Raw genomic sequence first — 25,749 nt, forward strand, 5'->3', positions numbered from 1 at the left:
CAAGGGAGAGCAGAACACTTGGACGATAATGACTTTGGCCAAGGTCGCAGACCATTGGACCAAGGTCTGAGCTAAGCGCCCCTGGAGGGGTCGCGGTCCTCGGTGCGATGCCAACCCTTCTCATCTGGTGCCACCGGGTACCGTGCCCAACGCACAAACTCGGAAAGCCGGGTAATGCCGGTGCCACCCTCGCCCATACCCTTGATGGTTCTGTAACGCACGCGTCCGGGGCGCCCGGGCCGCCGAGCTACAATTTGCAGCACCTCGCGTACTGACCAGTTCTTGCCGGGCATGCCGTTGCTGTAAAAACCGCCCACCTTGAGGTCTTCCTCGGCGACCCGCTTGCTTTTGGCATGGGAGTTTGCAAGCTCAACCAGCTTGAGCAGATCATCAAATTGGATGTCGACATAGGAATCCATCTCGCGCAATGCGTGGTGGAAGTCTTCGGGGGCGATGCCGGTGAGTTTGCCAGGCTCGGCCCTGGCCAGCGCCAGGGGATAGCGACGCCACTCGAACAGGCTGTTGAACAGTATGGCGGCCCCGACGATTACCAGAGCGTCGAGCAGGATCGGATACAGCACGAAAGAGAAACCGGCCTGCTGGATCTCCAGCCCGCCCAGAACCACGATCATGGCGGTGGCCCCACCAGGCGGATGCAGACAGCGGGCATACATCATCAACATGATGCTCCCGCCCACTGCAAATGCGGCAACCCAGGGGCCCGCCGGCAGCCAGAGCGTGCATGCAACACCGAATGTCGCCGAAATCCCCTGACCGCCAAGTACCGGCCACGGCTGGGACAGCGTGCCGTGGGGCATTGCAAAAACCAGGACCGCACTGGCACCCATGGAGCCGGTGACCCAGAGAGCGCCCTCTCCAGCCATGCCGAGATGGGTAATCCAATACACCAGCAACAATGAAATGGTCGCGCCTAGTGCAGAAAGCAATTTTTCCTGGTGGCTGGTGCTATCCGGCCGCCAACCAATAAAATGCAGGCTTGTGCTCAGCCATCGACGCCCCATCGAACCTCTCCCCGGCTGAATTGGCGAAAAAACCATGATACTCCCTGTTACATCGAGGGCGACAGCTCCCTGCGCCTCGATAACTCGGCTGCTATGCTGAGAGCTCGACACTTCAGACAACAGACAGGAGCATCACATGGCTACGCTAGCCACCGAGTCGCTCGACTCTTCAAATCGGGGCGCGAAGCGTCTTTCAGAACAGGAAATAAACGATCTACTGGTCGGATTGGCAGGATGGACCCTGGTAACCGTAGAAGGTGTGCCTCGAGTTGAGAAGGTCTACTCATTCAAGGATTTCCAGCAAGCTCTGACGTTTACCAACCAGGTGGGGGCTCTCGCTGAAGACGTCGGGCACCACCCGGCATTGCTCACCGAGTGGGGCAAGGTAACTGTCACCTGGTGGAGTCACGACCTGGGCGGCGTACAGCGCAATGACCTGATCATGGCCGCCCGAACCGAGCGGCTCAGGAACGGATAATCAGAACAGCGCGCCTTCGCATTCCTTCTGCAGCAGCAGCGGCGGTGGCGCAAAGCGCTCGCCGTACTGCTCGGCCAGATACCGTGACCGCGCCACGAAGCTGGATACCCCATACTGATTGATGAATTGCAGGGCACCGCCGGTCCAGGCAGCAAAACCGATGCCAAAAATCGACCCTACGTTGGCATCCGCCGTAGACAAAAGCACGTTTTCCTCCAGGCAGCGCACCGTCTCGATCGCCTGGATAAACAGCAAACGGTCGCGTACATCCTCGACCGCTATCGACGCATCTTCGCTTCCGAACCGCACTCCCAGCTCTGGCCACAAATGCTTTCTGCCCCCAGCAGGGTATTCATAGAAACCTTTCCCGGCGGCCTTGCCCGGACGCTGGAGCTCATCGACCATGCGGCTGATCACCAGGTCCGCAGGGTGCTCTGGCAATGGCTTGCCCTCTGCGGCAAGATCCTTGCGCGTTTGCTCGCGTATGTGGCTCATCAGGCTCATCGACACCTCGTCCGACACCGCCAGCGGCCCCACCGGCATCCCTGCCTGACGCGCCACATTCTCGATCAGTGCCGCCGGTATACCCTCACCAAGCATTGCTATACCTTCACTGGTAAATGTACTGAACACCCGGGAGGTAAAGAACCCGCGACTGTCGTTGACTACTATCGGGGTCTTGTTGATCTGCATGACAAAATCAAAAGCGCGAGCCAGCGTGGCATCATCGGTCTGATCTCCTTTGATGATCTCCACCAGGGGCATCTTGTCCACCGGGCTGAAGAAATGCAGACCAATGAATCGCCGGGGGTCGGCGATCGCGTTCGCCAGGCCGGTAATCGGCAGTGTCGAGGTATTGGAGGCAATCACTGCATCAGCCGCTGCCTGGTCCGCCGCTGCGCGGGTCACTTTGGCCTTGAGGTTGCGGTCCTCGAATACCGCTTCAATAATCAAGTCACAACCAGCAAAATCGGCATCATCTATCGTCGGCTTGATCCGCTCCAGAATGGTGTCGCGCTTGTCAGCGGACATCTGACCCCGGCTGACCTTCTTGTCCAGCACAGCTGTGGAGTAAGCCCTACCCTTCTCCGCCGCTTCCAACGACCTATCCTTGAGCACCACATCAATGCCTGCCACGGCCGACACATAGGCAATACCGGCCCCCATCATGCCAGCCCCGATAACGCCAACCCGGGTGGTTTGACGGGTTTCAAAGCCTTTGGGTCTGGAGCCGCCAGCCTTGATTTCGTTTAGCTGGAACCAGAACGTACCGATCAGATTCTTGGCTACCTGACCGGTAGCCAGCTCGGTAAAGTAACGCGTCTCGATGATCTGGGCGGTATCAAAATCGACCTGGGCACCCTCGACCGCAGCGCAGAGAATCTTTTCCGGTGCGGGCAAGCAGCCCTGAGTCTTGCTGCGCAGCACCGAGGGCGCTATTGGCAGCAGCTGCGCGAGCGCTGGACTGCTCGGCGTGCCCCCAGGCATCCGGTAACCATTGACGTCCCAGGGCTGGAGCGCTTGCGGAGCGCCAAGGATCCAGATCTTTGCCCTGGCCAGCAGGTCTTCACGGTCACTTGCCAGCTCATGGATCAGCCCTGCCTCCAGCGCTTTGGCCGGCCCTACCTGCTTGCCCTCGACCAGATAAGGCAAGGCCTTTTCAACGCCGAGCAGGCGCACCATGCGCACCACGCCGCCGCCCCCGGGCAACAGCCCCAGGGTGACTTCAGGCAGGCCAAGCTTGACCGCCGGCTGATCAATCGCAACACGGTAATGGCAAGCCAGAGCCAGTTCCCAGCCGCCCCCCAGCGCTGCACCGTTAATCGCTGCAACCACTGGCTTACCCAAAGTTTCCAACCGGCGCAATTGGGCCTTTAGCCCGAGCACCATATGATAGAAAGCCTCAGCATCAGACTGCGTTACCTTGATCAGTTCGTTAAGGTCGCCGCCGGCAAAGAAGGTTTTCTTCGCTGATGTGATAATAACACCCGCTATTTCCTCCCGCTCTTTCTCCAATCGATCCACTGTCTCTGCCATCGCCTGACGGTAGACACCATTCATTGTATTGGCGCTCTGGCCGGGCATATCCATGGTCAGGATCACGATGTTGTCCTGGCCCTTGTCGTAACGGATTGCGTTGCTCATGTTCGGATCCTCAGACGCGTTCAATAATGGTGGCGATACCCATGCCACCGCCGACGCAGAGCGTCGCCAGGCCAAAGCGCAAACTGCGACGCTCCAGCTCGTCCAGTAGCGTGGCAAGGATGATGCATCCGGTTGCGCCCAACGGATGCCCCATGGCAATGCTGCCGCCATTCACGTTGATTTTCTCCTCGGGTACCTGCATCTCACGCATGAAACGCATAACCACTGAGGCAAAGGCTTCGTTCACCTCCAAAAGATCAATGTCGTCTATGTTCATCCCCGCCCGTCCCAGCACCTTGCGTGTGGCCGGAGCCGGCCCGGTCAACATGATGGTGGGGTCGGTACTGGTCACTGCCGTGGCGACGATCCGGCCCCGCGGTTTGAGACCCAGGGCTTCTCCCTTCGCCTGCGAGCCGATCAGCATTGCCACGGCGCCGTCAACGATTCCGGAGCTATTGCCCGGTGTATGTACATGATTGATGCGCTCCACATGGGGGTAGCGCTGCAGCGCAGAGGCATCAAAACCCATCTGCCCCATGGCCTCAAAGCTCGGCTTCAACGCGCCCAGGCCCGCCAGAGTGCTGTCGGCACGAATGAACTCATCATTATCCAGTAGCCTGATGCCATTCTGATCCGTCACGGGCACCAGCGTGCGGGCAAAGGCGCCTTCAGCCCTCGCCCGTGCGGCCTTTTGCTGAGAGCGCAAGGCGAAAGCATCAACATCTTCACGACTGAAACCCTCAAGGGTGGCAATCAGATCCGCCCCTATGCCCTGGGGCACAAAACGTGTGTGCATGTTGGTTTCGGGATCCATGGCCCAGGCGCCACCATCAGAGCCCATGGGTACCCGCGACATGGACTCGACACCGCCAGCCACGACCAGATCCTCGAAGCCCGAGCGTACCTTCATCGCGGCCAGATTGACTGCTTCCAGACCAGAGGCGCAAAAACGGTTGATCTGCACGCCACTGACACACTCATCCCAATCCGCGGCCAGCGCCGCAGTCTTGGCAATATCGGCGCCCTGATCGCCCACGGGTGTAACGCAACCGAGCACGATGTCGTCGACCTGACTGGTATCCAGATCGTTACGTTGCTGCAGCGAGCGCAACACGCCCGCCATCAGATTGGTAGGCTTGACGCTGTACAGCGAGCCATCCTTTCTGCCCTTGCCACGGGGCGTGCGCACCGCATCAAAAATCATCGCCTCAGTCATTGTGTATTCTCCATTGTGACCATGATCCCTACCCTACCTTGCCAAGCTGCCGGAACAATGACCAAAACGCTCAATTGCGCTGACCAAAGCTCGAGCATAAAAGCATGTCAGTTTGATGGCTTATCCATTCCCGTTCGCGAATTACGCCACGACGCATGTAGCCAATTGGTCTAATGCCCCATTGCTGCAGCATCTATCATAAAGTCAGAATAGCGTCGCAGAAGGTAAGGCGGCGCAGGCGACAACGCAGGATCAGCCTATACCTGCATACAACAAGAATAATGGCGACAAGAAGGCGCTTGCGATGAAAAAGCCGATAAAAGCCCGCTTTTCAGCAGTTGGACTGGTATTTGTAGCCACATGGCTGCTCCTGATTTTGCCCAATATCAATTGGGGCGGAGCTGCCTGACCCGCAGGCAACGCCCTCGCGCATGCATCGCGGCGGACTGCTTCGCGGTACAATGCCCAAGCATTGCTTGTGCCATTGGAGACCATGTGACCCCGCCCCCCCTGCTTGCCGATCTTGAGTGGACTGATGACGGTCGTCCCGTTTCGTTGCGTTTCGGCGATATATACCCCTCCTCGCACCTTGATGCGGGAGAAGGCGGCCGATTGTATCTGCTGCATAACCGGCTGGAGTCTCGCTGGCGCGCACTGAATCCAGACGCCCGTTTTTGTATTGCCGAGACAGGTTTTGGTACAGGCCTGAATTTTCTCTGCGCCTGGCAACTCTGGGCTAGTACGGCGCCGGCCGATGCTCAATTGCATTTTATCAGTGCTGAACAGTCCCCCTTTTCCGCTGCAGACCTTCGTCGTGCGCAGGCGCTCTGGCCCGAGCTCGCAATCTGGTCTGAACAGCTCCTGGAGCAATACAGTTCTCCGACGCCGGGCTGGCACCGTTATGTTCTGAATGGCGGCAAAGTAACGCTCACGCTGCTGGTCGGCGATGTTCTGGATACGCTGAAACAGCTGGAGGCGGTGGTAGATGCCTGGTTTCTGAGCGACCTCGCACCACAAACAAACCTGTCCATATGGCAGTCAGAGCTATGCCGGCAGCTGACACGTCTGTCGCACCCGGGCACAACCCTGGCCACTGGCATTGTCGCTGACACCCTGCGCATGGGGCTCTTTCAGGCAGGTTTCACGGTAGCTGAGTTGAGCCAGGCGCAGCAAGGATCAGCCACGCTCGCCGGCGAGACGGACCGCCTGCCTCCTCGGGAATGGACCCCACCCTGGTACAGATCACCAGAGGTCGACTTACCTCCGCAACGCAAGGCAATAGTCATTGGTGCCGGACTGGCGGGCTGCAGTACCGCCTACGCTCTGGCACAACGGGGCTGGAAGGTCACCGTTATCGAACGTAACGCCGGCGAAGCTCGCGAAGCATCGGGCAATCCTCAGGGGATTCTGTACTGCAAACTCTCGCCCCATCAGACACCTCTCTCACGCTTCGTGCAGAGCAGTTATGGCTACAGTGTACGTCTTCTAAAACTGCTGCTTCCCCAGGATGGCAGTAACTGGTCAGCCTGCGGTGTGCTGCAATTAAGCGACAACGAAAAGGAGTCAGCGCGGCTCCGCGCTCTGGCCGGACAAGGCTATCCTTCAAATTTCCTGCACGGTGTAACTGCCGAACAGGCTAGCAAGATCGCCGGAGTAGGCGTGAGCGCCGGCGGGTTATTTTTTCCCGAGGGTGGCTGGGTACACCCTCCTGCCCTCTGCCGATCACTACTGAAGCATCCGGGTATCACCCTTGTCACGCACCAGGAAGCCCTTAAGCTAAGCTACCGAGAAACGCTCTGGCATGCCACCGATGAACAGGAACGGGATATTTGTGCGGCGCCCGTCGTGGTTATCTGCAGCGCCGGTGACAGTCAACGTTTTGATCAGACGGCTCATCTGCCCCTCAAGACCATTCGCGGTCAGATCACCCACCTGCCTGCCTGCCCTGAGAGTCAGGCTTTGCGCACCGTCCTCTGTGGTGAAGGTTACGTTTCTCCGGCTCGCGAGGGGGAACACTTCGTGGGCGCCAGTTTTCGCTTTGACCGGTCTGATACCGAGCCCAGTGAGGAGGAGAACATCAGCAACCTGGCCCTCCTCACCAGCCTGTCAGCGGAACTCGATCAGGCCATACGCCGCTCGCCGGACTGGAATCCGGACAACCTCTCGGCGCGAGCCGCACTGCGCTGCACCTCGCCTGATTATCTGCCACTAATAGGTCCGATCGCGGATGCCAAGCGATTCAGACAGGATTTCGCTGTGCTGGCCAAGGACGCGTCGAAGCGTCCCGACATTCCGGCGCCCTGGCTACCCGGCCTGTATATCAACACAGCACACGGTTCCCGGGGGTTGATCAGCTGTCCCTTAAGCGGCGAACTGATTGCAGCGATGCTCGAAAATGGACCTTTGCCACTGCCCCTCGATCTGGTCCAGGCGGTGCACCCGAGCCGCTTTATGTTGCGCCAACTGGTGCGCGGCAAATGACCAGACAGCCAGTCGGGCCTGCACACCAGCAGCCCAATCAAGGTACCCTTTTATTATCGCTGTGCTAGCATCAATGCAGGTCCGCCGGTAAAAAAACCCAAGATTCGGCGCACCCGCAAGGTATGCATCTGATGCTTTCGTCCCGGTGGCGGTCTCTTTGCTGTCTCTTCCTGCTGTCGTTGTCAGCACAGGCTGGTGCGCAAGCTGGTTTTGACAAGGATGGCTTGGTACTTTCAAGCATCACCGTTCTTGAGGATGCCAACCAACGCATCAATCTCTCCAGTCACGCGCGGATACTTGAAGATCCCGATCAGCGACATCGGCTTGCTGATCTGCTTGCCAACCCCCCGTTACCCTGGAAAACCGTATCAGGCACCCATATCAATATGGGCAAGAATGGATCGGCGTGGTGGGTTGCGGTAGCTCTGGACAACCGCACAGGCGACGATCTGGCGGGCGTTCTGGAAATCAATTACCCGATTCTCGACCGAGTCGAGCTGTTTCACATCGACCCACTGCAGAACCTCGAATACCAACGCAGCGGTGATCACCTGCTGCTTGAGCAGCGGCCCATGCAGGTGCGCAACCCTTGGCTGAGCCTCAACCTGCCCCCCGGCATCAACCGGATATACTTGCGAGTCGAATCCAGCAGTACCATCTTCGTACCTCTGTATTTTGCCACCTGGCCGGCAGCGGTTACTCGGCTGGAGATGGACTCCTTGGCACAGGGGTTGTTCTATGGCGTGATGCTCGGCCTCTTTGCCTACAACCTGTTCTTGTACATATCGCTTCGTGAGACCAGTTATCTCTGGTATCTGGTCTACAACTTGAACATGCTCCTGTTCATGGCGGCTTTTGATGGCTTGTTGTGGAAATGGCTGTCGATGGGCATTGCCTTTCAATCAGTATCGATTTACTGCCTGATGTACCTGCACTGTATCGTCGCCACCCAGTTCAGCCGGCACTTCCTGCACACAGCCGAGCATTTCCACCGGATCGACCGGCTGCTGCGCACCCTCATTCTGCTGGTCGGCATAACGCTGATAAGTCTTCCTGTGATTGGCCTCTCGCTCTACAACATGTTGGCCAGCTTGTATGTTCTGGGCACCTCGGCCCTACTGCTGGCAACCGGAATCTATGTCTGGAGACAGGGCTTTCGCTACGGCTCCTATTACACCCTGGCCTGGGGAGTGCTGCTGTGTTCGCTGATGCTATCTACAGCAGGATCATTGGGCTTTGAGCTGGGAGTGTCCTATGGCACAGACTGGGTCAAGCTGGGCATCTGCATGGAACTGTTCATCCTTTCCCTTGGCCTAGCCGATCGCATCAACGCTCTCAAGGAAGCACGCTTCAAGGCAGACGAGCAGGCTCGCCAGGCGCGCCTGGAGTCGCGCGCACAGGGCCGTTTCCTGGCCAAGATGAGCCACGAGATTCGAACGCCGCTAAACGGGGTGCTGGGCATGGTGGAGCTTCTGCGTGATACACCAATGAGTAGCGCTCAACAATTCTACGTGCGAACCATCAGCAATTCGGGTAAGACGCTGATGTCGGTCATCAATGCGGTACTGGACTACGCTCGTATCGAATCCGGGCATGTCCGTCTTGAGCGTATCGAGTTCGATATCGAGGAATTGGTCTCTGATACCTGCAGCCTGTTTACTGCCCAGGCATTGGCCAGGAATCTGGATTTGTACTGCAGCATCGATCCGGCAGTGCCCCGGAGGGTAATCGGCGATCCTACCCGACTCAAGCAGATACTCCTGAACCTGGTAGGAAATGGCCTCAAGTTTACCCACCGCGGCCACGTGACACTGCATGTGGATAGCGCAGAGATCGCTGACGCCAAAGGACATTACCGCATAAGCTTCGAGGTACGCGATACCGGCATAGGTATCGGAATCGACGCTCAGCGGGACCTGTTCGACTCCTTTACCCAGGCTGACAGCACAACCACCCGGCGGTATGGAGGTAGTGGTCTAGGGCTGGCAATCAGTCAAGAACTGGCATCGTTGATGGGCGGCCGGATCAAGGTATACAGCGCACCCGACGAAGGGGCGCAGTTTTCGTTCAGTCTGGCCTTGAGCGCTCCTGGCCAATCAGACGGTGCCGAACCTCCACTGCCCTGGGCCAATTGTGCAATGCTGGTTGGCTGCGACCAGGCGGCACTGGATTGCTACAGTGCGCTGCTACTGCGTTCAGGTCTGATGGTGCAGGTTCGCTCGGCAAGCATGCCGGTGACAGCCCCGCCGGATGACTGCCTGCTGGTTATCGCAACCGCCGGAATGAACGAAACAGAGCTTGAACGCTTTGCCCTCATGGTGGCCGAGCGTCGACCACCTTCACTTGTCCTGAGGTCGGTCAGCACGATGACTGAGGGCAAGACCACGTTCGGCGTCCAGGTAGTCACCTGCAATGCGCCCGTCACGCCGACCGATCTGCGAGCCGCTCTGCAGGGTTTGGCGCAACGCCCAGAGTTCGCATCGGAGCCAGACGCGCATCAGCTAATCGAGTATCCGCGCTCGCCCGCAGAGATCAGGGTCCTGGTTGCGGAGGACAACCCCGTTAACCAGATGGTCGTACGAGGATTGCTGGAACGCTATGGCTGTAAGGTGGTACTGGCCGCAGATGGCGCAGAGGCGGTAGCTCTCTACCAGGCAGAGCCAGATCACTATCAGCTGATACTCATGGACGGAGAAATGCCCAGGGTGGATGGATTCGAGGCTACAAGGCGCATTCGTGATTTTGAAAGCAGGCATGACTTACCCGCCGTGATCATAGTGGCGCTCACCGCCCACGCGCTGGACATTCACCGTGAAGCCGGTGCCAGTGCCGGCATGAACCATTATCTGGCAAAACCAGTAGAAGCCAAGGCCCTCTATGCAGTAATAGATAGCCAGCTCAACCGTGATAAAGACCTGTAGCGCCCTGATACAACAAACGCCCACCGGTTAGAAAAAGAAATACATAACACAACTGATAGATCAGCTTCTCATTGCTGCGTTGCAGGAGCCAGAAACCCATGCGCACGCCAATGGGCGCCAATGGCAGCAAGACCAATGCCGTCAACAAGTTGGTCTGGTCAAATTGCCCCAGATAGATATAAGCCGGTAGCTTGGCCAGGTTAACGACCGCAAAGAAAACGGCTATCGTGCCCATCAGCAGGGTCTTGTCGAGCTTTTGTGGCAACAGGTACACATTGATAGGCGGTCCGCCGGCATGGATGCCGAAGCTGGTAAAGCCAGCAACCATGCCCCAGAAACTGCCCCGCACACGACTTGCCTCCCGAGGTGCGGGTTCCCCGCGACGCAGCCATATATTCAAGGTGAAAACCAACGCGATAGCACCGATCATGAGCTGTATGTGCGCATCATTAAGTACCCGGAACATCAGTCCACCGAGCACTACCCCCACCAGTGAAGCCGGCAGAATAATGCGCAGATTGGCCCGGTCCCAACGGCCGCGAAAAGTGCGCAGGGCCATCATGTCCATCGCGATGAGAATCGGCAGAAGAATGGCGGCGGCTTGCTGCGGCGACATCACCAGTGCCATCAGCGGTACCGATAGAATCGCGATATTGCCGCCAAAGCCGCCTTTTGCAATGCCATAGAGCAATACCGCGGGAATGGCGCAGAGATAGAAAAGCGGGTCAGTAATCATGTCAGGCCAGCAGCTGCAAAACGGCTGCGCAGTGTATCATTAGCGCCACTGTCATCCGGGAAGTAGACATCATGCTGATACCCCATACCCTGCTGGAGCCGGAAACCCTGGCGCGCCTGCTCGAAGATTTCGTCACTCGTGACGGCACCGACAACGGCTACGAAGCCAGTCTTGAGCAGCGTACCGAACGCTTGCTCAGACAGCTTGACAAGGGTGAGGTGGTGATCGTCTACCATCCTGATACCGGTGACACCAGCCTTGCCCACCGACGCGATGTGCCGGCGGACATGCTTGAGCAATACGACGCTTAACGTAACATGTCAGCCAGGGCGGCAAGCGCCGGTCGGGTGATCGGGAAGGTGACGGCAGAGGTGGCAACGGGGTGGGAAGACAGTCGAACCACCACCAGACCCACTGCAGGGTTTACATGGATCATCTGGCCGTGCACTCCAAGTGCCTCATAGGCACCATCGGCATTGTGACTGATCCACCATTTGTTGCGATAAGAATAACCGGGCTGGTAGTCCCGACCCGATGCCTTGAAGGCTTCGCGGTCGGCGCCCTCACGAATACTCGCTATCACTGAGCTGTCGATGATCTGCTGACCATTGAATCGTCCGTTGAGCCGCAGCATTTCAGCGAAACGCCCCAGGTCGCGCAGGGTCGCATTCAAGCCGGCGCCTGCCCATTCAGTACCCTTGCTGTCGAGCAAAAGATAGGCGTCCTGTTCGGCGCCCAGCTTGCTCCAGATCCGCTCGCTGATCAGATCGGCAAGGTGCTTGCCAGTAGCACGGCGCAGGACCCATCCCAGGACTTCGGTATGCACAGTGCGGTAGATAAAGCGCTCACCGTGTTGGCCATCAGCAGGAATGGTCGGTAAATAGCTGTACAGATCACGTTCGCCGGCAAAATCTTCAGGGGTTGGCAACATGCCCGCCGACATCGCGTATTTCACCACATCCGATTCCTGGTCGGCATATACCTCGCTGTAATCGATATCTGCAGTCATATTCAATAACTGCTGGATAGTCGCGCCACTCCAGCCACTGCCCTTGAGCTCTGGCACATAATCCGTTATCAGGGCGTCTGCCTTGAGGATGCCCTCTTCCAACAGCTGCGTGGCAATGAGACCTGCGAAGGACTTGGTCACTGACCAAAGCATGTGCGGATTCTCTGCTGGCATCCCCTCGTGATAGGCCTCGTAAATCACCTTGCCATCTTTCATTATCAGCGTGGCATCGGCGTAGGTGGCTTCCAGATATTGGCCAAACGTCAGATCATTGCCCTCGGGCCCTACAAAGTTCAGAGCATCGATTCTGGCTCGCAAGTCCTCCCCGACAGACAAGACGGAGGGTGCTGACGCACCGCGCCGGATATTGCGTGAGGGCAATAGTTCGCGCATATGATGGAAGGCCCAACGAAGGTTGGGGAACTGCATCAGAAAGTTTTGCGCGGTAACCTGTTTGTCAGCCGGAGGTGGAAAGCCCTCCATTAATTTCAACTCGTCTAGACGGACTGTTTCGGGTGCGGGCATTGTCTGGGCCTGTATCTGTTGTGTCAGCAAAACCGTGAGTGCAAAGGCGAAACTGCGCGATAGGTTCATGGGTAACTCCCACTGATAACTCGCCGGAGCAGCGAAGGTTTTTTATTAAAATATTTCACTAATCCAAGATATCTGATCGAAGTACCGCTAGCTGCGCCTGATAGGCCAGAGGTGACGACTATTCAGTCACAACACGCCTCAGTATGCCGCGTAACGCTGGGTAATGAGCTCATAACGCCCATTACTTCTTATCGCAGCAAGCCCCTGATCGAAACGATCCCGAATCGCAGCATCGACGAACCCGACCCGATAGCCCGTAGGTGGGAAAAGGAAATGCTCGGTCACAGGCTGACTGACATCAACACGGTCAGCTATTTCGCTATTGAATGCGCGAATGATTCTCCGATCTCCAATCATGACGTCCACTCGCCCGGCATAAAGCAGCAAATTGCGGGTTATCTGCCGCGCTTCCTCACGGTACCGGGAGTTGGCTGCGGTCATCTTGCCAAACCGTGGGCCCAGAACGAATCTCGCACGCTGAAAAGCACTGATAGAATAGCCACCCAGGTCTTCAATCGCGCCTAATTGGATATTGCGATTCTGCAGGGTGACCGCAACGTTCTCGTACTCAATATAAATTTCGGAGTAGTGAGCATCCACACCGCTGGTCTGATTGGTTGTCGCCATGGCACCCAGCTCCCGATACTGCAACATGCGATGCAGGCGTTCCAGGGGAGAGTAATACGGCTCCATTTCAAGACCCACGTGCTCAAGGGCGGCCTCAATCAGCTCATACTCGAGCCCGGAGCCGTCATATTCGAATACATAGGGTGGTTTGTGGGTACCGAACCCGACTACAACGACCTCGGCAAAACTCCTGGGCGACAACAAGACTGCCATAAGGGTCAGAAAGGTGATAACAGGACGCGTCATGAGCGGCTCGATAATAAAATTGTGAACCAGTTTACTGACCGATGGCCAAATAGTAGCAACGCGTAATCTATTACTAAATTTAACGGCCAGCCATCTTCAGAGGCAACGGGGTAGGGCTAATTACCGCACCTACTTGGACACGCCAGGCAATGCCGCTAACATGCATATATCATCATCGTGATATCCGAGGTAGTAAATGAAGACAATTTCCAGCTTGATCATTGCCAGCGTGCTCAGCATTTCTGCGGTACCGGCATTTGCCGCTTGTACCACCGAGGAGGCCATAGTCAAGGCAGAAGAAGTTGCTGCCACCGTTCATCGTCTGGCCGATGGGGACCCGGTTAAAGCCAATCAGTTGTATGAGCAGCTGGTAGCCTTGCAACTACGTAACCCGACCACTGACGACCATGATCCTTGCCAAGCCTATGACCGCATTGTCGAGGAGCTGGAAAAGCAGAACTCACCAAAAGAGTGACGCCGCGGCACTTCCCAGCCAGAGCGCTGTAAACACCTCTTGACTGGCCGCATTCGGATAATGCGACCAGCTCCGTTTTCCAGCTGCCACCTAATCCGGTAACAACAATAGACCTATCGTAAAACCAGATAGGTTCACGGTGTTTTTTCCGCTTTTAATCATTATGTGTGGCAATAGAATGACCTCAAACGCATTTCAGGAGGTATCTCATGCCAACAGCAATCAAACGTGATCTGGCTGAGCTGGTCATAGGCCGCAACGCATCCGATGGTGACGGAGTGAAGTTGAAGCGCGTGTTCGGCGGCACCGGTGCCGAACGCTTCGATCCTTTTCTGATGCTGGACGAGTTCGGCTCTGATGAGGCAGCGGACTATATCGGTGGTTTTCCCGCGCACCCACACCGGGGCTTTGAAACTGTAACCTACATGCTCGAGGGGCGGATGCTGCACGAGGACCATCTCGGCAACCGCGGTCTACTCGAGCCAGGCGGAGTTCAATGGATGACCGCCGGGCGCGGCATTATTCACTCCGAAATGCCACAACAGGATTCAGGCCGGATGCGCGGCTTTCAACTATGGGTCAATCTTCCAGCTGCGGAAAAAATGCAGCCCGCCAGCTACCAGGACCTGCCCGCAAAATCGATAACCGAACATCCGCTAGAGGGTGGTGGGCTTGCCCGGGTCATCGCTGGCCGCCTTTCTATTACCACTCAGCCCGTGCATGGCCCGATCACCGGCAAGACCAGTGAACCTCTCTACGCCGATTTGCAGATGATCCCCGCGGAGCACTGCGACTTACCCGTGCCTGCCCACCTCAACGCCATGTTGTATGTCTACGAAGGCGCAATCGAATTGGATGGCCGAGAGAAGAGTGTCAGTTTGCAAGCAGGGCATCTCGGGCGACTTGGTGACGGTAACGGGATTTCGATTCATGCAGGCCCGGCTGGCGCAAAGGTGTTGTTGATTGCGGGCAAACCCCTGCGCGAACCAATAGTCCAGTATGGTCCTTTTGTCATGAACAGTCGGGAGGAAATCGAACAGGCCCTACGCGACTTTCGTGACGGTCAGCTTGCCTCTTGAGGTATTGACGCGAGCTGGCCGCATCAGAGAATTGGCGTTCTGCCAGCCAGCGCATGGGCCAATGTTCCTCCATCAATATATTCAAGTTCGCCGCCCAAAGGTACGCCATGGGCGATGCGAGACACCTTTATGCCTCGGGGTTTGAGCATACTTGCGATGTAGTGGGCGGTTGCTTCACCCTCGACAGTGGGGTTGGTGGCTAATATCACCTCAGCAACATCGCTGCGTTCAACCGCTTCCAGCAGCGCCGGTATTCCGATCTCCTCCGGTCCCATACCGTCGATAGGCGACAACTGTCCCTTGAGCACGAAATAGCGACCAGTGAAGCCTCCGGCCTGCTCGACTGCCCAGACATCGGCCGGACTCTGCAAAACACATAACAAGGTCGCATCCCTGCGTGGATCCGCGCAGATAGCACAAATGTCGTTCTCACTGAGCGTGCGACAACGGCTGCAGTAACCAACCCCGTCCATGGCGGTTGCCAGGGCACCGGCAAGATGCCGCGCCACATCTCGATCACGTTCAAGCAAATGCAACGCCATGCGCTGCGCTGTTTTGGGCCCAACGCCGGGAAGTCCGCGCAGCGCATCGATCAAATGACGAATCAGGGGACTGAAGCTCATGGCACCGCCTGAATTAGAGGAAGAAGGACTTTAAAAAGGCATCTTGAAGCCGTCGGGCAGATTCATACCCTGGGTCATGCCAGCCATCTTTTCCTGGTTGTTCTTTTCAATCTTGCGCACGGCATCGTTGAACGCTGCTGCAACCAGGTCTTCCAGAATGTCCTTTTCTTCGCTCATCAGGCTGTCATCGATGGATAACCGTTTGACATCGTGGCGCCCGGTCATGACTACCGATACCAGGCCCGCACCGGACTGGCCGGTAACTTCCGCGTTAGCCAACTCTTCCTGCATCCTGGCCATTTTCTCCTGCATTTCCTGCGCCTGCTTCATAAGCCCGGCCATGCCACCTTTCATCATGCTGTTATCCTCATTCAATGGGTCGTCGTATCAATGGGGCGGATACTACCTTCACAGATCTGTGCCGCAAATTCGCGCATGAGACCCAACACCAGCGGATCCTGCTGAATGCTCGCCTCCGCCTGCTCTTGGCGCTTGCGCTTGCGGCGGGCTGCAGCCACGGCAGGAGTCTCCTGGTCGGGAGCAGCAACGCGCACCTCCAGATCCACCGGCACACCAATATGCTCCACCAACGCCTGCTGCAGACGCAAGCGATGATTCTCGTTATAGAGGGCGCTGTGACCGGGATCCAGATGCAGTAACCAAACACTGTCACTACGATCCACGAGCTGGCAATGGGCCGCAATACTTTGCGTCAGGCCGCTGAGTCCCAACTGCAAAAATATGTCCAACCATTGGGCGGCCAGTCCGGTGGCCGGCGGTAGATCACCGGCTGCTGAGCTGGCATCCAGATTGTCTGCTTCGACTGTAGTCGCTGCAACTACCGCTTCAGCGGATTGCCAGTCACCGGGGTATTGACTCAGTTCGAGGCTGTCTTCCTCTTCGTCATCGCGGTCATCAGAATCACGATCAGTCACAGCCGTGGCCTGCAACCATTCCGCAGGGGGCTCGTCTTGGGGTGGCTTAACGGGCGTGGAGGTTTTCATGGGCTGGCCGGAACTGGGCTGACGCCAGGAATCATTGCTAACGTCGGACACATCAGTTGATGGCAGTTCGGACCCTGAAGCGTGATCGGAAGGCGCAGCAGCCACATTCGAGCCAAGGTCATTGGAGACCGCTGAAGACGCCCCGTGCTCCGGGGCTGGCCGCCCAGCGGGCTGGGCATCTGACCTTTGCAGCACGACTGCCTCGGATGCAAGATCCACCGAGCTGCTCACAGCCATTCCAGCTTCTGAAGAAACACCTTCCTGTGGGGTGGCTTCCGAAGTTGGCCTGGGAGTCCCGGATTCAGCCGTGGCCTGGCTGAGTCCCGCCGGCTTTCCCGGCGGAGCTTCAGGTGAAGCGACTACGGCGTCCTGTTCAACGCTGCCGGGCCTGAAGGCAAGCATCCGAAGCATGGCCATCTCGAAGCCGCCGCGCGGTTCGGGGGCCAGGGGCAGATCCCGGCGACCATGCAAACCCAGTTGGTAAAACAACTGCACGTCCTCGGCACTCACCCTACCGGCAAGGTCAATCACCCTCTCCTGGTCACCCAGACTGTTATCCACCGCCTGTGGTAGCACCTGAGCAATAGCCACGCGTTGCAAGACCGACAGCAGCTCACTCAACACGCCAGAAAAATCGGCACCCTGCTCCGCCAACTCGCCCACAGCAATCAACAAGGCCTGAGCGTCGCCCGCAGCCAGCGCATCAAGCAAGCCAAATACCTGACCGTGATCAATGGTCCCGAGCATGCTGCGTACGTCACTGACCTGTAATGCGCCATTGCCAAACGCAATTGCCTGATCAGTCAGGCTCAATGCATCACGCATGGAGCCGTCGGCCGCCCGCCCGAGCAACCACAAGGATTCTTCGTCAAAGCGGATCAGCTCTTCACCAAGAACGTGACGCAGGTGATCAACGATTTTTTCGGGCTGCATATTTTTCAACGAGAATTGCAGGCAGCGCGAGAGGATGGTGACAGGCAATTTTTGCGGGTCAGTGGTCGCGAGTAGAAACTTGACGTGTTCCGGGGGCTCCTCCAGGGTTTTCAGCAGCGCATTGAAACTGTGACTGGAAAGCATGTGCACTTCGTCGATCAGATAGACCTTGTACCGGCCCCGTGACGGCGCGTACTGCACGTTATCCAGAAGCTCGCGGGTATCTTCGACCTTGGTGCGACTGGCCGCGTCCACTTCAATCAGATCGACAAAGCGTCCCTCATCTATCTCCCGGCAGGCCGAACAGATTCCGCAGGGTTCGGAGCTAACTCCGGTCTCACAGTTCAGGCATTTGGCCAGAATACGCGCGATCGTCGTTTTTCCTACCCCCCGGGTGCCAGTGAAGAGGTAGGCATGGTGCAGCCGGTCGTGGTCGAGCGCATTAATCAACGCCTGGAGCACGTGGGTCTGGCCGACCATTTCACGGAACAGGCGCGGACGCCATTTGCGGGCAAGTACCTGATAACTCATTGGATGTGTGCTGTCCGGTAGGATCTGAAAGACAAGCGGGTACTGTAACCAAAGCAGGCTGACTTTGCGAGATATGCGGTGAGGCTTGGTGTTACTGAATAGGGTAGGTCGTCATGGGTGGCGACCCTACCAGCCACACCCCGGCACACGATGTAACCGCTGTGGCTGCTCCCTTCCGGGCCTGACCAGGTTAACGGCGAATCATTGCGAGGGGACCGGCAGGGTCACCATAACGAACCTGTACTGGACAGGCCGCGCTATTGTAACGGCTTGCCAACAACTTACAACCCATTGTTGGGCGCCTCACAACGCCTTTTTTTCGGACCAGGTACCATTTCAGGTTCTGAAACGCCCTACCTGTTGCTGCAAGCCGGCCGCAAGCCTCGCCATGGACTCACTGGCTTGACGGCTCTCGCTGGAATTTTGTGCCGCCTGATCAGAAAGATCCCGGATCCCACTGATATTACGGGCAATTTCTTCAGTGGTCTGAGTCTGTTCCTCACAGGCCGAAGCGATCTGTGCGGCCATGTCGTTGATTCGCACCACTGACTGTGCCGTCTCGCTAAGCGACCTCTCTGCGCCTTCTGCCTGCTCGACACTTTCTGCAGCCAGCGTGGCACCCCGCTGCATGACAGTCACTGCCTGCGAACTACCAGCTTGCAGGCTCTGGATCATCTCCTGAATGTCCCGGGTGGAGTCCTGTGTGCGCGCGGCCAGGGTCCTCACCTCGTCGGCTACCACGGCAAAGCCTCGACCTTGCTCGCCGGCACGAGCAGCTTCGATTGCTGCGTTAAGTGCCAGCAAATTGGTTTGCTCGGCAATCGCCTGAATGACACTCAGCACGCCACCTATCTTGTCACTGTCCTGCTCAAGCCGGTTTATGACGCCTGCCGCTTCCGCCACATCCTTGGCCAAGCGCCGCAGGGCATTCATGGTCTGGCCAACAACTTCGGATGTCGCTTTCCCCTGCTGGTCCGCCTGACGCGCAGCTTCGGCCGTACTGTGTGCGTTATCAGCCACTTCATGAATAGCTGCGGTCATTTCGGTTGCCGCTGTACTCACCTGATCGATAGCCAGGTGCTGGTCTGTCACCAACTGATCCTGGTTGGCGGCTATGGCGCTCATCTGCTCTGACGCTGAAGCCACCAGGAGTGTCGATTCAGCAACTTCGCGAATGAGCATCTGCAATTGACCGAGGAACTCATTGAAGCTCGCACCAAGCTGCCCCACTTCATCGGCCGAGCTGACCTCAACTCGCTTGGTCAGATCGCCACCACCGCCGGCAATATCCCGGATACGAGCAAGGATGTCCTGGATCGGGCGGACGATCAGACCAGGTAAAAAGGCAATGGTCAGCACACAGATAACGAGTCCGAGAATGACTACCAGAGCCAGATTGCGTGCATTGGCTGCCGTAAAGCTTGCTGCGTCCGTTAATTCAGTGGCAGCCTCGGCGTCCACAACTTGAGTCATCTGATCGATCAGATCGCGGGCCCGGCCAAACAACTCGGCAGACTGACCATAACTGAGCTGATTAGCTTCGCCCTTGTCCTGGAATGCTTCGCTCTGCGACAGCCGTACCACTTCCAGGCTGACCCGTTTCCAGTCGCCGAAAACCTGCACAAACTGCTGGCCCAAGGCCTTACTCTCTGGAGAAACCGCCAGCGAGGTGGATACCTTGACCCGATCCAGCGCCTGCTGCAGGTTATCTGCGTGTTCGGACACGAGCTTATCGCGCTCCACGCGCGCCACCCCCTGCACAAGTGACCGCTCGGCAACCAGCGCTTGGTACATGTCCCGATCAGCTTCAAGGAGATTGGTTGCCTGAGGCAACAAGCCGCTGGAGAAACGCTCCATGCGCGAGGACAAATCATTGGTGCCGATAAAGGCTACGGCGCCCAGCAAACAGAAAAGGCCGGCCAGCAGTACCATTGGAAGAGTTAACTTCCAGCGGAAACCCAGATTACGAAAAGAAGCCATTATTGTTTCCTCATATGGTTCGCGGCCTTGGCTCGATCGCAAAAGGCGCCTTTTTGTCAGAAAGAAGTTCTTACTGACATATTAGCTGCCATATCGGCCGTTTATCGAACAACATGAGGAAATTTTGCGACTGTGCATGCTGAATTATGTCTCAGCCCGCCCCGCGCCTGAACAATCCAGATGAGGGGGAAGCCGCCCCGTCGTGCATTCTGCATGCGTAGAACACCACAGGGCACCAGGATCATTATGAACTTTACGGGTAATGCGAGGTCGCCTATACACGACGAGCGAACAACCAGCCGGAATTGCTAAAATACCCAACTGCGTTGTTGACTTGCACGCTCCAGCGCCACCGCGACAGCATCAGGTTCTCCTGGCTTTTCGATAGTCGCTGTTGTGCGCATGTTCATTTGCCGCGCAACTGCCCGAGAGCTGGGATTGTCGTCGACCCAACTGCGCATCTCGACCTGCTGGGGCGCCTGGCGTGCAGAGGTATTAATGTCCGCCTCACCCGTAGAGAGCAGGAATGCCGCACCGAGCAGCATCCCCTGGATACTGACGAAAAAAGCAACGTCTCGACCTTTCATTCTGAAATTCCTCCCAATATCAATCAGAGTGATGAGCTCTAGTGCTGATGGCGACGCTATCGCCTATACAGGGAGAGTTGCAGAGGTCATGCCAGTAATTAAATATATTTAAATTCAATAAAATCAATATTTTACAATTTTTCGATCCCGATCCTCATTGCATTTTGCATGACCTGGTCAATTTTTGTCAGGCAGGATGCATGGAGGCAAAATGCTGTCATAGCGATGACATTACAAGGGAGACCATTACGGGTATGTAGATCAGCGCAAATACAGTACTCAAGAGCGTCGTTCCTGCCACCTGCTGGGGCTCGGTATCGAGCAGAGTAGCTATTACCACCGTATTGGCGGCAATCGGTGTGATGGAGATAAGAAACACCGCCTTGTACACAGCAGCGTCGTAAATGTGCAGCCACAGGCTATCGATACCCCAGAACCCCAGAGCCAGCAGAGGCCAGGAAATGAATTTGCCAAAAAATGCCAGGGCGGTAAAACGCAAATCGCCTGCCAGACCCCGAAAACTCAGAATACTCATACCAATAATCATCATGCCAAGGATGCTGTAGGCGCCCCGGAGATTATCGAACAGGGGTACAAGTACCCCTGGAATACTCAGGTCAGCAAGATTCAGCATCACGGCAAGACAGAAGGCGTAAATGGAAGGCAGACGCGCGACCTTCAGCAGACAGTCACGAATACCAAAACGTCCGCGCGCTGCCAGGTAGAAGCCTACTGAGTTCTCATACAGCGTTGTGCCCAGCAGACACACTATATAGATACCCAGACCCTCCTCGCCGAATATCAACAACGCGACGGGGATGCCAAAGTACCCTGTGTTACCGGTACCCACCGACAGTGGAATGAGGTTGGCACTGGCATTATTCAGCCAGCCACGGGCGACGATTAGATGAGCCACGCCAAGGAAGGTACAAAAGCCGAACACCAGGAATGGAAGCATGATGACGCTGGCTGACAAAGGCGCATTCATCACGCCCGAAAACACGACCGACGGTGTGACAATGTACAGCATGATCCCGGCAATGTGGCTACCACTCGCCTGGAGAAACCGGCCTGCAAGCCAGCCAAGCCCAACGGTTATGTAAAGCGGAAAAAGCTTGAACAACAAGGCAAGGGCGGCCGCCATGATAACTCCGGGCAGGAAACAGACCTGATATTACCAATCTCCCGAGCGCCCGTGATAGCGGCCCGCAGGAGCCGCTCACCGTGGCCATCGGGTCACTTTTCTTCGATGAGGTAGACCCGCTCGATCAGGCTGGTCAAGCCCTGGTCGCGAAATACAGGATGATCGCCGAGCACGTCGACCTCATGCAGAACCGACACCGAGCAACCGGAAAAAAGCGTCCTGACCTCCGCATCCGGCACGCTGAACGGCGGACCGGCGCGTTCTGACTGGCAATAGTCAAGCGTGATCAGCAGCATCTTCCAGCCACCTTCGAGGTATTCGCGCAGGTGCGCAACGTAACGCTGGCGCATCGGTGGCGGTAAGGCAATGAGGGCCGCACGGTCATATACCGCACTCACGCTGTGGAGTTGCTCGACCCCAAGTGCAAAAAAATCGCCACAATAAAGCGTCAGCCCATCGCCTTTGGCCACATCAAAGCCATCGCACACAAGCCATTCACATGGGAGCTGGTGTTCCGCAATAAAGCTATCCAGGGCCAACCGCGATAATTCGGCGCCAACCACCGCCAAACCCTGGTCGCGCAACCACAGCATGTCGAGGCTTTTCCCGCACAGCGGGACCAGTACACTCGCTCCCTGACTCAGATTCAGCATGGGCCACCAGCGCATCATCAATGGATTCGCCCGCGACTTATGAAATCCGATTTCTCCGAGCTGCCAGCGTTCTCGCCAGAATTCCGCATCCATCACACCTTCCCCCCGCTCGCAATTGACTGAGATTACAGCAAATCCTCCACCCACAAACGGCATCAGCCTATATAGTGAAGACGGATACGATACCTGAATGAGTTGCTCTGCCGCATGGACTATATCAACACGCTTTTTCTGATTGGCGCCTTGCTGTTATGCGCTAGCATCCTTGCCAGCTCCCTGTCCTCAAGACTGGGGATACCTTTGCTGCTGATATTCCTGATCATCGGAATGCTTGCAGGAGAAGATGGGTTCGGGGGGATCGCTTTCGATAACACCGGTACTGCCTTCATGATTGGCAGTCTGGCATTAGCGATTATTCTGCTCGATGGCGGAATGCGAACCCGGGTCGAGAACTTTCGTGTCGGACTCTGGCCTGCGGTATCGATGGCTAGTCTAGGCGTCGTGGTATGTGCGGGTCTGACCGGTATGGTAACAGCCTGGTTACTTGATATTCACTGGCTCCAGGGAATGCTTCTTGGCGCCATTGTCGGCTCAACCGATGCCGCTGCGGTGTTTTCCCTGCTTCAAGGCAAGGGACTCAACCTGAAGCAACGGGTAGGTGCCACCCTGGAAATCGAATCCGGCTCCAACGACCCCATGGCGATCTTTCTGACGATTACCCTGGTGGAAATACTCGCTTCCGGGGAGCAAAGCGTCAGTTGGGAATTTCTTGGCGTTTTCATCCAGCAATTTGGTATCGGCGGCATTTGCGGTCTGGCAGGGGGCGTGCTGCTGGCAAGCCTGGTAAATCGGGTCAAATTGGCAACCGGTCTTTATCCGCTTTTGATCACCAGTGGCGCGATTCTGGTGTTTGCATTTGCCAATACTATCGGGGGCAGCGGATTCCTGGCGATTTACCTGACCGGCGTGGTTCTTGGAAATCGCCGGGTGCACAACCTGCAGAATATTCTCCACGTGCAGGACGGAATGGCGTGGCTTAGTCAGATCGGCATGTTTTTGATGCTCGGCCTGCTCGTCACACCCAGCGAGATGATGCCTATCGCCGGGCCCGCCATTGGAATCGCCCTCTTTCTGATATTCATTGCCCGGCCGCTTGCGGTGCTGATATGCCTGGCACCCTTTGTGTTCTCCTGGCGCGAGCGATTATTCATCTCCTGGGTCGGCCTGCGCGGAGCGGTACCCATCATTCTGGCAATCTTCCCCCTGCTTGCGGGGCTCGAGCAGGCGCAGTTGCTGTTCAACGTGGCCTTCGTGGTCGTTCTGGTATCACTTCTGCTACAAGGCTCCAGCCTGCCATTGGCGGCCCGCCTCTGCAAAGTGGAAATCCCCCCTCAGCCAGAGCCCTTACAGCGAACGAGTCTCGATGTGGCAGTGGATGGCGCTTATGAGGTCATGATCTACCAGCTGGAAAATGCCAACTGGTGTGTCGGCGTCAGCCTGCGCGAACTGGCCATGCCCAACAACTCCCGCATAGCGGCGGTATTTCGCGGGAGCGAGCTATTGCATCCGCGCGGCAGTACTACCCTCGCGCTGAACGATGTGTTGTGCATTATCGGCAGGCAGAGAGACCTACCTGCCCTTTCGAAGTTATTCAGCAAACCCCATGCCGCCAGTTACCTGGAAACCCGGCGCTTCTTTGGCGACTTTATTCTTGAGGGCGATGCCGAACTGGGTGCGGTAGGCCGCTTCTACGGATTCGCGGTGCCCGAGTCTCTCCGCGACATTACCCTTGCGGTCTTTCTGGGCAAGCGCTTTGGGGGCCATCCCGTGGTAGGCGACAAACTGGAATGGGAAGGTCATACGTGGGTAGTGGCTGCCGTGGACAACGACACCATACTCAAGGTAGGCCTCAAGCTGGATGGCGACAAGCCACGAATCCCCTTGGGATTCTAGGCACCAATCCCATATTCAGCGCAGCAGGTTGAACAGACTCAAGCCACTGATTTTTACATAGCTTTGCTGGGCGGCCTGTAATACCACCGACTCCAGACTGAGACGGCTGAGTGCTTCTGCGTAATCCAGCTCCGACAGCTCCGCCTGCACCTTGGTATTGATCAGAGATACCTCGGCATTCTCGTTGCCAGTGGATTCTATAACGTTGAGCCGGGCACCGATGCTGGTCTGCACACTGAGTACGCTGTTCATTGCGTTATCGACGTTCTCCAGGCTGATTGCCAGCTTGTCGCGGCGTAGCAGTTTGTCTTCGGGCGAGTTGCCCGGGTCCTCCAGGGTTTCGCGCAGGAAGGCGATATTCTGCAGGATGCTGCGCTTCTCGCCTGTATCGTCGGTGTCACCGGGTTTGATGGTGAAGGTATCCCCATCCTGCAACGCGCCGTCGAGATTAACGACCACACCAGCAATACGTATCTGCAGATTATTTTCTTCATTCGGCTCAAATGTGCCGGATACCGGCACTGCTGAAGGATAGCCGGGATCACCAGGCCCAGGCACCGGAGCATCACCCGTAATGGTGTAAGTATTGCCAGGCCCTATAGAAATGGACAGGGTGTTATTCGGATAGAATTTGGTATCGTAAGTTGTCTTGTCTTCTACCACGCCAAGCGAGATGCGCGGAAAAGGCACCGCAGGGTCCGCAGGCAATGTTCTTTCAGTCACAACGCGATTGACGTTGCCCACGTCAACGAACAGATCCTTGCCGTTATCGTTGATCGCCAATTGCTTAGAGCCTGCGATCTGAATTGAACGCTGTCCCTGGTCCCCCTCGTAGGTGTAAGTGCCGTTGGGCTCCCGTACGAAGGGTGGGGTTTGGCTTTGAAAGCCGCCAAACAGGTACTCACCGCGGGCGTTGCGACTATTGAACAGACCAAACAGCTCCTCTTCACGTTCGGTCAGCTCCTGGGCAAGGGCCTGGCGGTCAGACGCATCCAGTGCACCATTACCCGCCTGCAGGGTGATTTCGCGCACCCGCTGCAGAATATTGGTCACCGAATTGAGTGTGGCCTCCTCCTGATTCAGGCTGTTGGTCGCGGCGCTCATATTCGATTTGAACTGTTCGAGACGACCGGCCTCCTGGTCAAGCTGCAACAGGCGTACGGTGGCTACCGGATCATCGGCTGGCGACAGCAGACGCTTTCCCGAGCTGACCTGCTCCTGGGTACGGGTTACCTTGGCATAGTTATCCTGGATACCCTGATTGCCATTATTGAAGGTCTGTATTGTCGAAATACGCATGGCCTGTCACCTA

At 56.8% G+C, this 25,749-nt stretch carries 21 protein-coding genes and 1 other RNA gene; 7 read left to right on the plus strand and 15 right to left on the minus strand.

All coding sequences use genetic code 11. From position 1 onward, the window contains the following. Positions 1-71: 71 nt before the first annotated feature. Positions 72-1,022, minus strand: coding sequence for an HPP family protein (locus FZF01_RS07030; RefSeq protein ID WP_188434296.1), 951 nt, complete (start codon positions 1,020-1,022; stop codon positions 72-74). 136 nt (positions 1,023-1,158) lie between these two features. On the opposite strand from FZF01_RS07030, the gene FZF01_RS07035 reads away from it, so the two are divergent. After that, positions 1,159-1,500, plus strand: a complete 342-nt coding sequence (locus tag FZF01_RS07035; RefSeq protein WP_150277431.1) for a 4a-hydroxytetrahydrobiopterin dehydratase — start codon at positions 1,159-1,161, stop codon at positions 1,498-1,500. Here the strand turns inward: FZF01_RS07035 and FZF01_RS07040 are convergent, their stop codons facing one another. Next, positions 1,501-3,645, minus strand: coding sequence for a 3-hydroxyacyl-CoA dehydrogenase NAD-binding domain-containing protein (locus tag FZF01_RS07040; protein WP_150277432.1), 2,145 nt, complete (start codon positions 3,643-3,645; stop codon positions 1,501-1,503). It abuts the gene before it with no gap. Between the two features lie 10 nt (positions 3,646-3,655). After that, positions 3,656-4,861, minus strand: coding sequence for an acetyl-CoA C-acetyltransferase (locus tag FZF01_RS07045; RefSeq protein WP_150277433.1), 1,206 nt, complete (start codon positions 4,859-4,861; stop codon positions 3,656-3,658). Between the two features lie 495 nt (positions 4,862-5,356). On the opposite strand from FZF01_RS07045, the gene mnmC reads away from it, so the two are divergent. Together mnmC and FZF01_RS07055 are read left to right on the plus strand one after the other, a co-directional pair. Then, positions 5,357-7,342 carry a bifunctional tRNA (5-methylaminomethyl-2-thiouridine)(34)-methyltransferase MnmD/FAD-dependent 5-carboxymethylaminomethyl-2-thiouridine(34) oxidoreductase MnmC gene (gene mnmC, locus FZF01_RS07050; protein WP_223825427.1) on the plus strand — a complete coding sequence of 662 codons (1,986 nt, stop codon included), beginning with the start codon at positions 5,357-5,359 and terminating at the stop codon, positions 7,340-7,342. A gap of 224 nt (positions 7,343-7,566) precedes the next feature. Then, on the plus strand, positions 7,567-10,263 hold the full coding sequence (locus FZF01_RS07055; RefSeq protein ID WP_188434295.1) for a hybrid sensor histidine kinase/response regulator: 2,697 nt from the start codon (positions 7,567-7,569) through the stop codon (positions 10,261-10,263). Here the strand turns inward: FZF01_RS07055 and FZF01_RS07060 are convergent. Further along, a complete protein-coding gene (locus tag FZF01_RS07060; protein ID WP_150277436.1) occupies positions 10,241-10,999 on the minus strand; it encodes a sulfite exporter TauE/SafE family protein in 759 nt (252 codons plus the stop codon). The genes FZF01_RS07055 and FZF01_RS07060 overlap by 23 nt on opposite strands. A gap of 71 nt (positions 11,000-11,070) precedes the next feature. On the opposite strand from FZF01_RS07060, the gene FZF01_RS07065 reads away from it, so the two are divergent. Beyond that, a complete protein-coding gene (locus FZF01_RS07065) occupies positions 11,071-11,310 on the plus strand; it encodes a YheU family protein (RefSeq protein WP_150277437.1) in 240 nt (79 codons plus the stop codon). Here the strand turns inward: FZF01_RS07065 and FZF01_RS07070 are convergent. Together FZF01_RS07070 and FZF01_RS07075 are read right to left on the minus strand one after the other, a co-directional pair. Further along, positions 11,307-12,602, minus strand: coding sequence for a serine hydrolase domain-containing protein (locus FZF01_RS07070; protein WP_150277438.1), 1,296 nt, complete (start codon positions 12,600-12,602; stop codon positions 11,307-11,309). The genes FZF01_RS07065 and FZF01_RS07070 overlap by 4 nt on opposite strands. Positions 12,603-12,740: 138 nt before the next feature. Continuing rightward, a complete protein-coding gene (locus tag FZF01_RS07075; protein ID WP_223825428.1) occupies positions 12,741-13,475 on the minus strand; it encodes a substrate-binding periplasmic protein in 735 nt (244 codons plus the stop codon). Between the two features lie 196 nt (positions 13,476-13,671). On the opposite strand from FZF01_RS07075, the gene FZF01_RS07080 reads away from it, so the two are divergent. Then, entirely contained in the window at positions 13,672-13,950 is a 279-nt protein-coding gene (locus tag FZF01_RS07080) for a hypothetical protein (protein ID WP_150277439.1), read from the plus strand. Positions 13,951-14,159: 209 nt separating this feature from the next. Next, on the plus strand, positions 14,160-15,029 hold the full coding sequence (locus FZF01_RS07085) for a pirin family protein (protein ID WP_150277440.1): 870 nt from the start codon (positions 14,160-14,162) through the stop codon (positions 15,027-15,029). Between the two features lie 23 nt (positions 15,030-15,052). On the opposite strand, the gene recR is transcribed toward FZF01_RS07085, so the two are convergent. The 8 genes from recR to FZF01_RS07125 form a co-directional block, all read right to left on the minus strand. Beyond that, a complete protein-coding gene (recR, locus tag FZF01_RS07090; RefSeq protein ID WP_150277441.1) occupies positions 15,053-15,652 on the minus strand; it encodes a recombination mediator RecR in 600 nt (199 codons plus the stop codon). Between the two features lie 30 nt (positions 15,653-15,682). Further along, positions 15,683-16,009 (minus strand): YbaB/EbfC family nucleoid-associated protein, encoded by a 327-nt coding sequence (locus FZF01_RS07095; protein WP_150277442.1) that lies wholly within the window; start codon positions 16,007-16,009, stop codon positions 15,683-15,685. A 14-nt stretch (positions 16,010-16,023) separates the two neighbouring features. Continuing rightward, a complete protein-coding gene (gene dnaX, locus FZF01_RS07100; protein ID WP_150277443.1) occupies positions 16,024-18,120 on the minus strand; it encodes a DNA polymerase III subunit gamma/tau in 2,097 nt (698 codons plus the stop codon). Between the two features lie 124 nt (positions 18,121-18,244). Further along, an RNA gene (gene ffs, locus FZF01_RS07105) (signal recognition particle sRNA small type) lies at positions 18,245-18,341 on the minus strand. A gap of 115 nt (positions 18,342-18,456) precedes the next feature. Beyond that, on the minus strand, positions 18,457-20,100 hold the full coding sequence (locus FZF01_RS07110; RefSeq protein ID WP_223825429.1) for a methyl-accepting chemotaxis protein: 1,644 nt from the start codon (positions 20,098-20,100) through the stop codon (positions 18,457-18,459). 308 nt (positions 20,101-20,408) lie between these two features. Continuing rightward, entirely contained in the window at positions 20,409-20,687 is a 279-nt protein-coding gene (locus tag FZF01_RS07115; RefSeq protein WP_150277444.1) for a hypothetical protein, read from the minus strand. Positions 20,688-20,904: 217 nt separating this feature from the next. After that, positions 20,905-21,831, minus strand: coding sequence for an AEC family transporter (locus FZF01_RS07120; protein ID WP_150277445.1), 927 nt, complete (start codon positions 21,829-21,831; stop codon positions 20,905-20,907). Positions 21,832-21,923: 92 nt separating this feature from the next. Beyond that, complete coding sequence (locus FZF01_RS07125) at positions 21,924-22,577, minus strand: thiopurine S-methyltransferase (RefSeq protein WP_150277446.1); 654 nt, start codon at positions 22,575-22,577, stop codon at positions 21,924-21,926. A gap of 114 nt (positions 22,578-22,691) precedes the next feature. On the opposite strand from FZF01_RS07125, the gene FZF01_RS07130 reads away from it, so the two are divergent. Beyond that, positions 22,692-24,437, plus strand: coding sequence for a potassium/proton antiporter (locus tag FZF01_RS07130; protein WP_150277447.1), 1,746 nt, complete (start codon positions 22,692-22,694; stop codon positions 24,435-24,437). Between the two features lie 15 nt (positions 24,438-24,452). On the opposite strand, the gene flgL is transcribed toward FZF01_RS07130, so the two are convergent. Then, a complete protein-coding gene (flgL, locus tag FZF01_RS07135) occupies positions 24,453-25,736 on the minus strand; it encodes a flagellar hook-associated protein FlgL (RefSeq protein WP_150277448.1) in 1,284 nt (427 codons plus the stop codon). Positions 25,737-25,749 lie beyond the last annotated feature (13 nt).

The organism is Halopseudomonas salina (assembly GCF_008641105.1).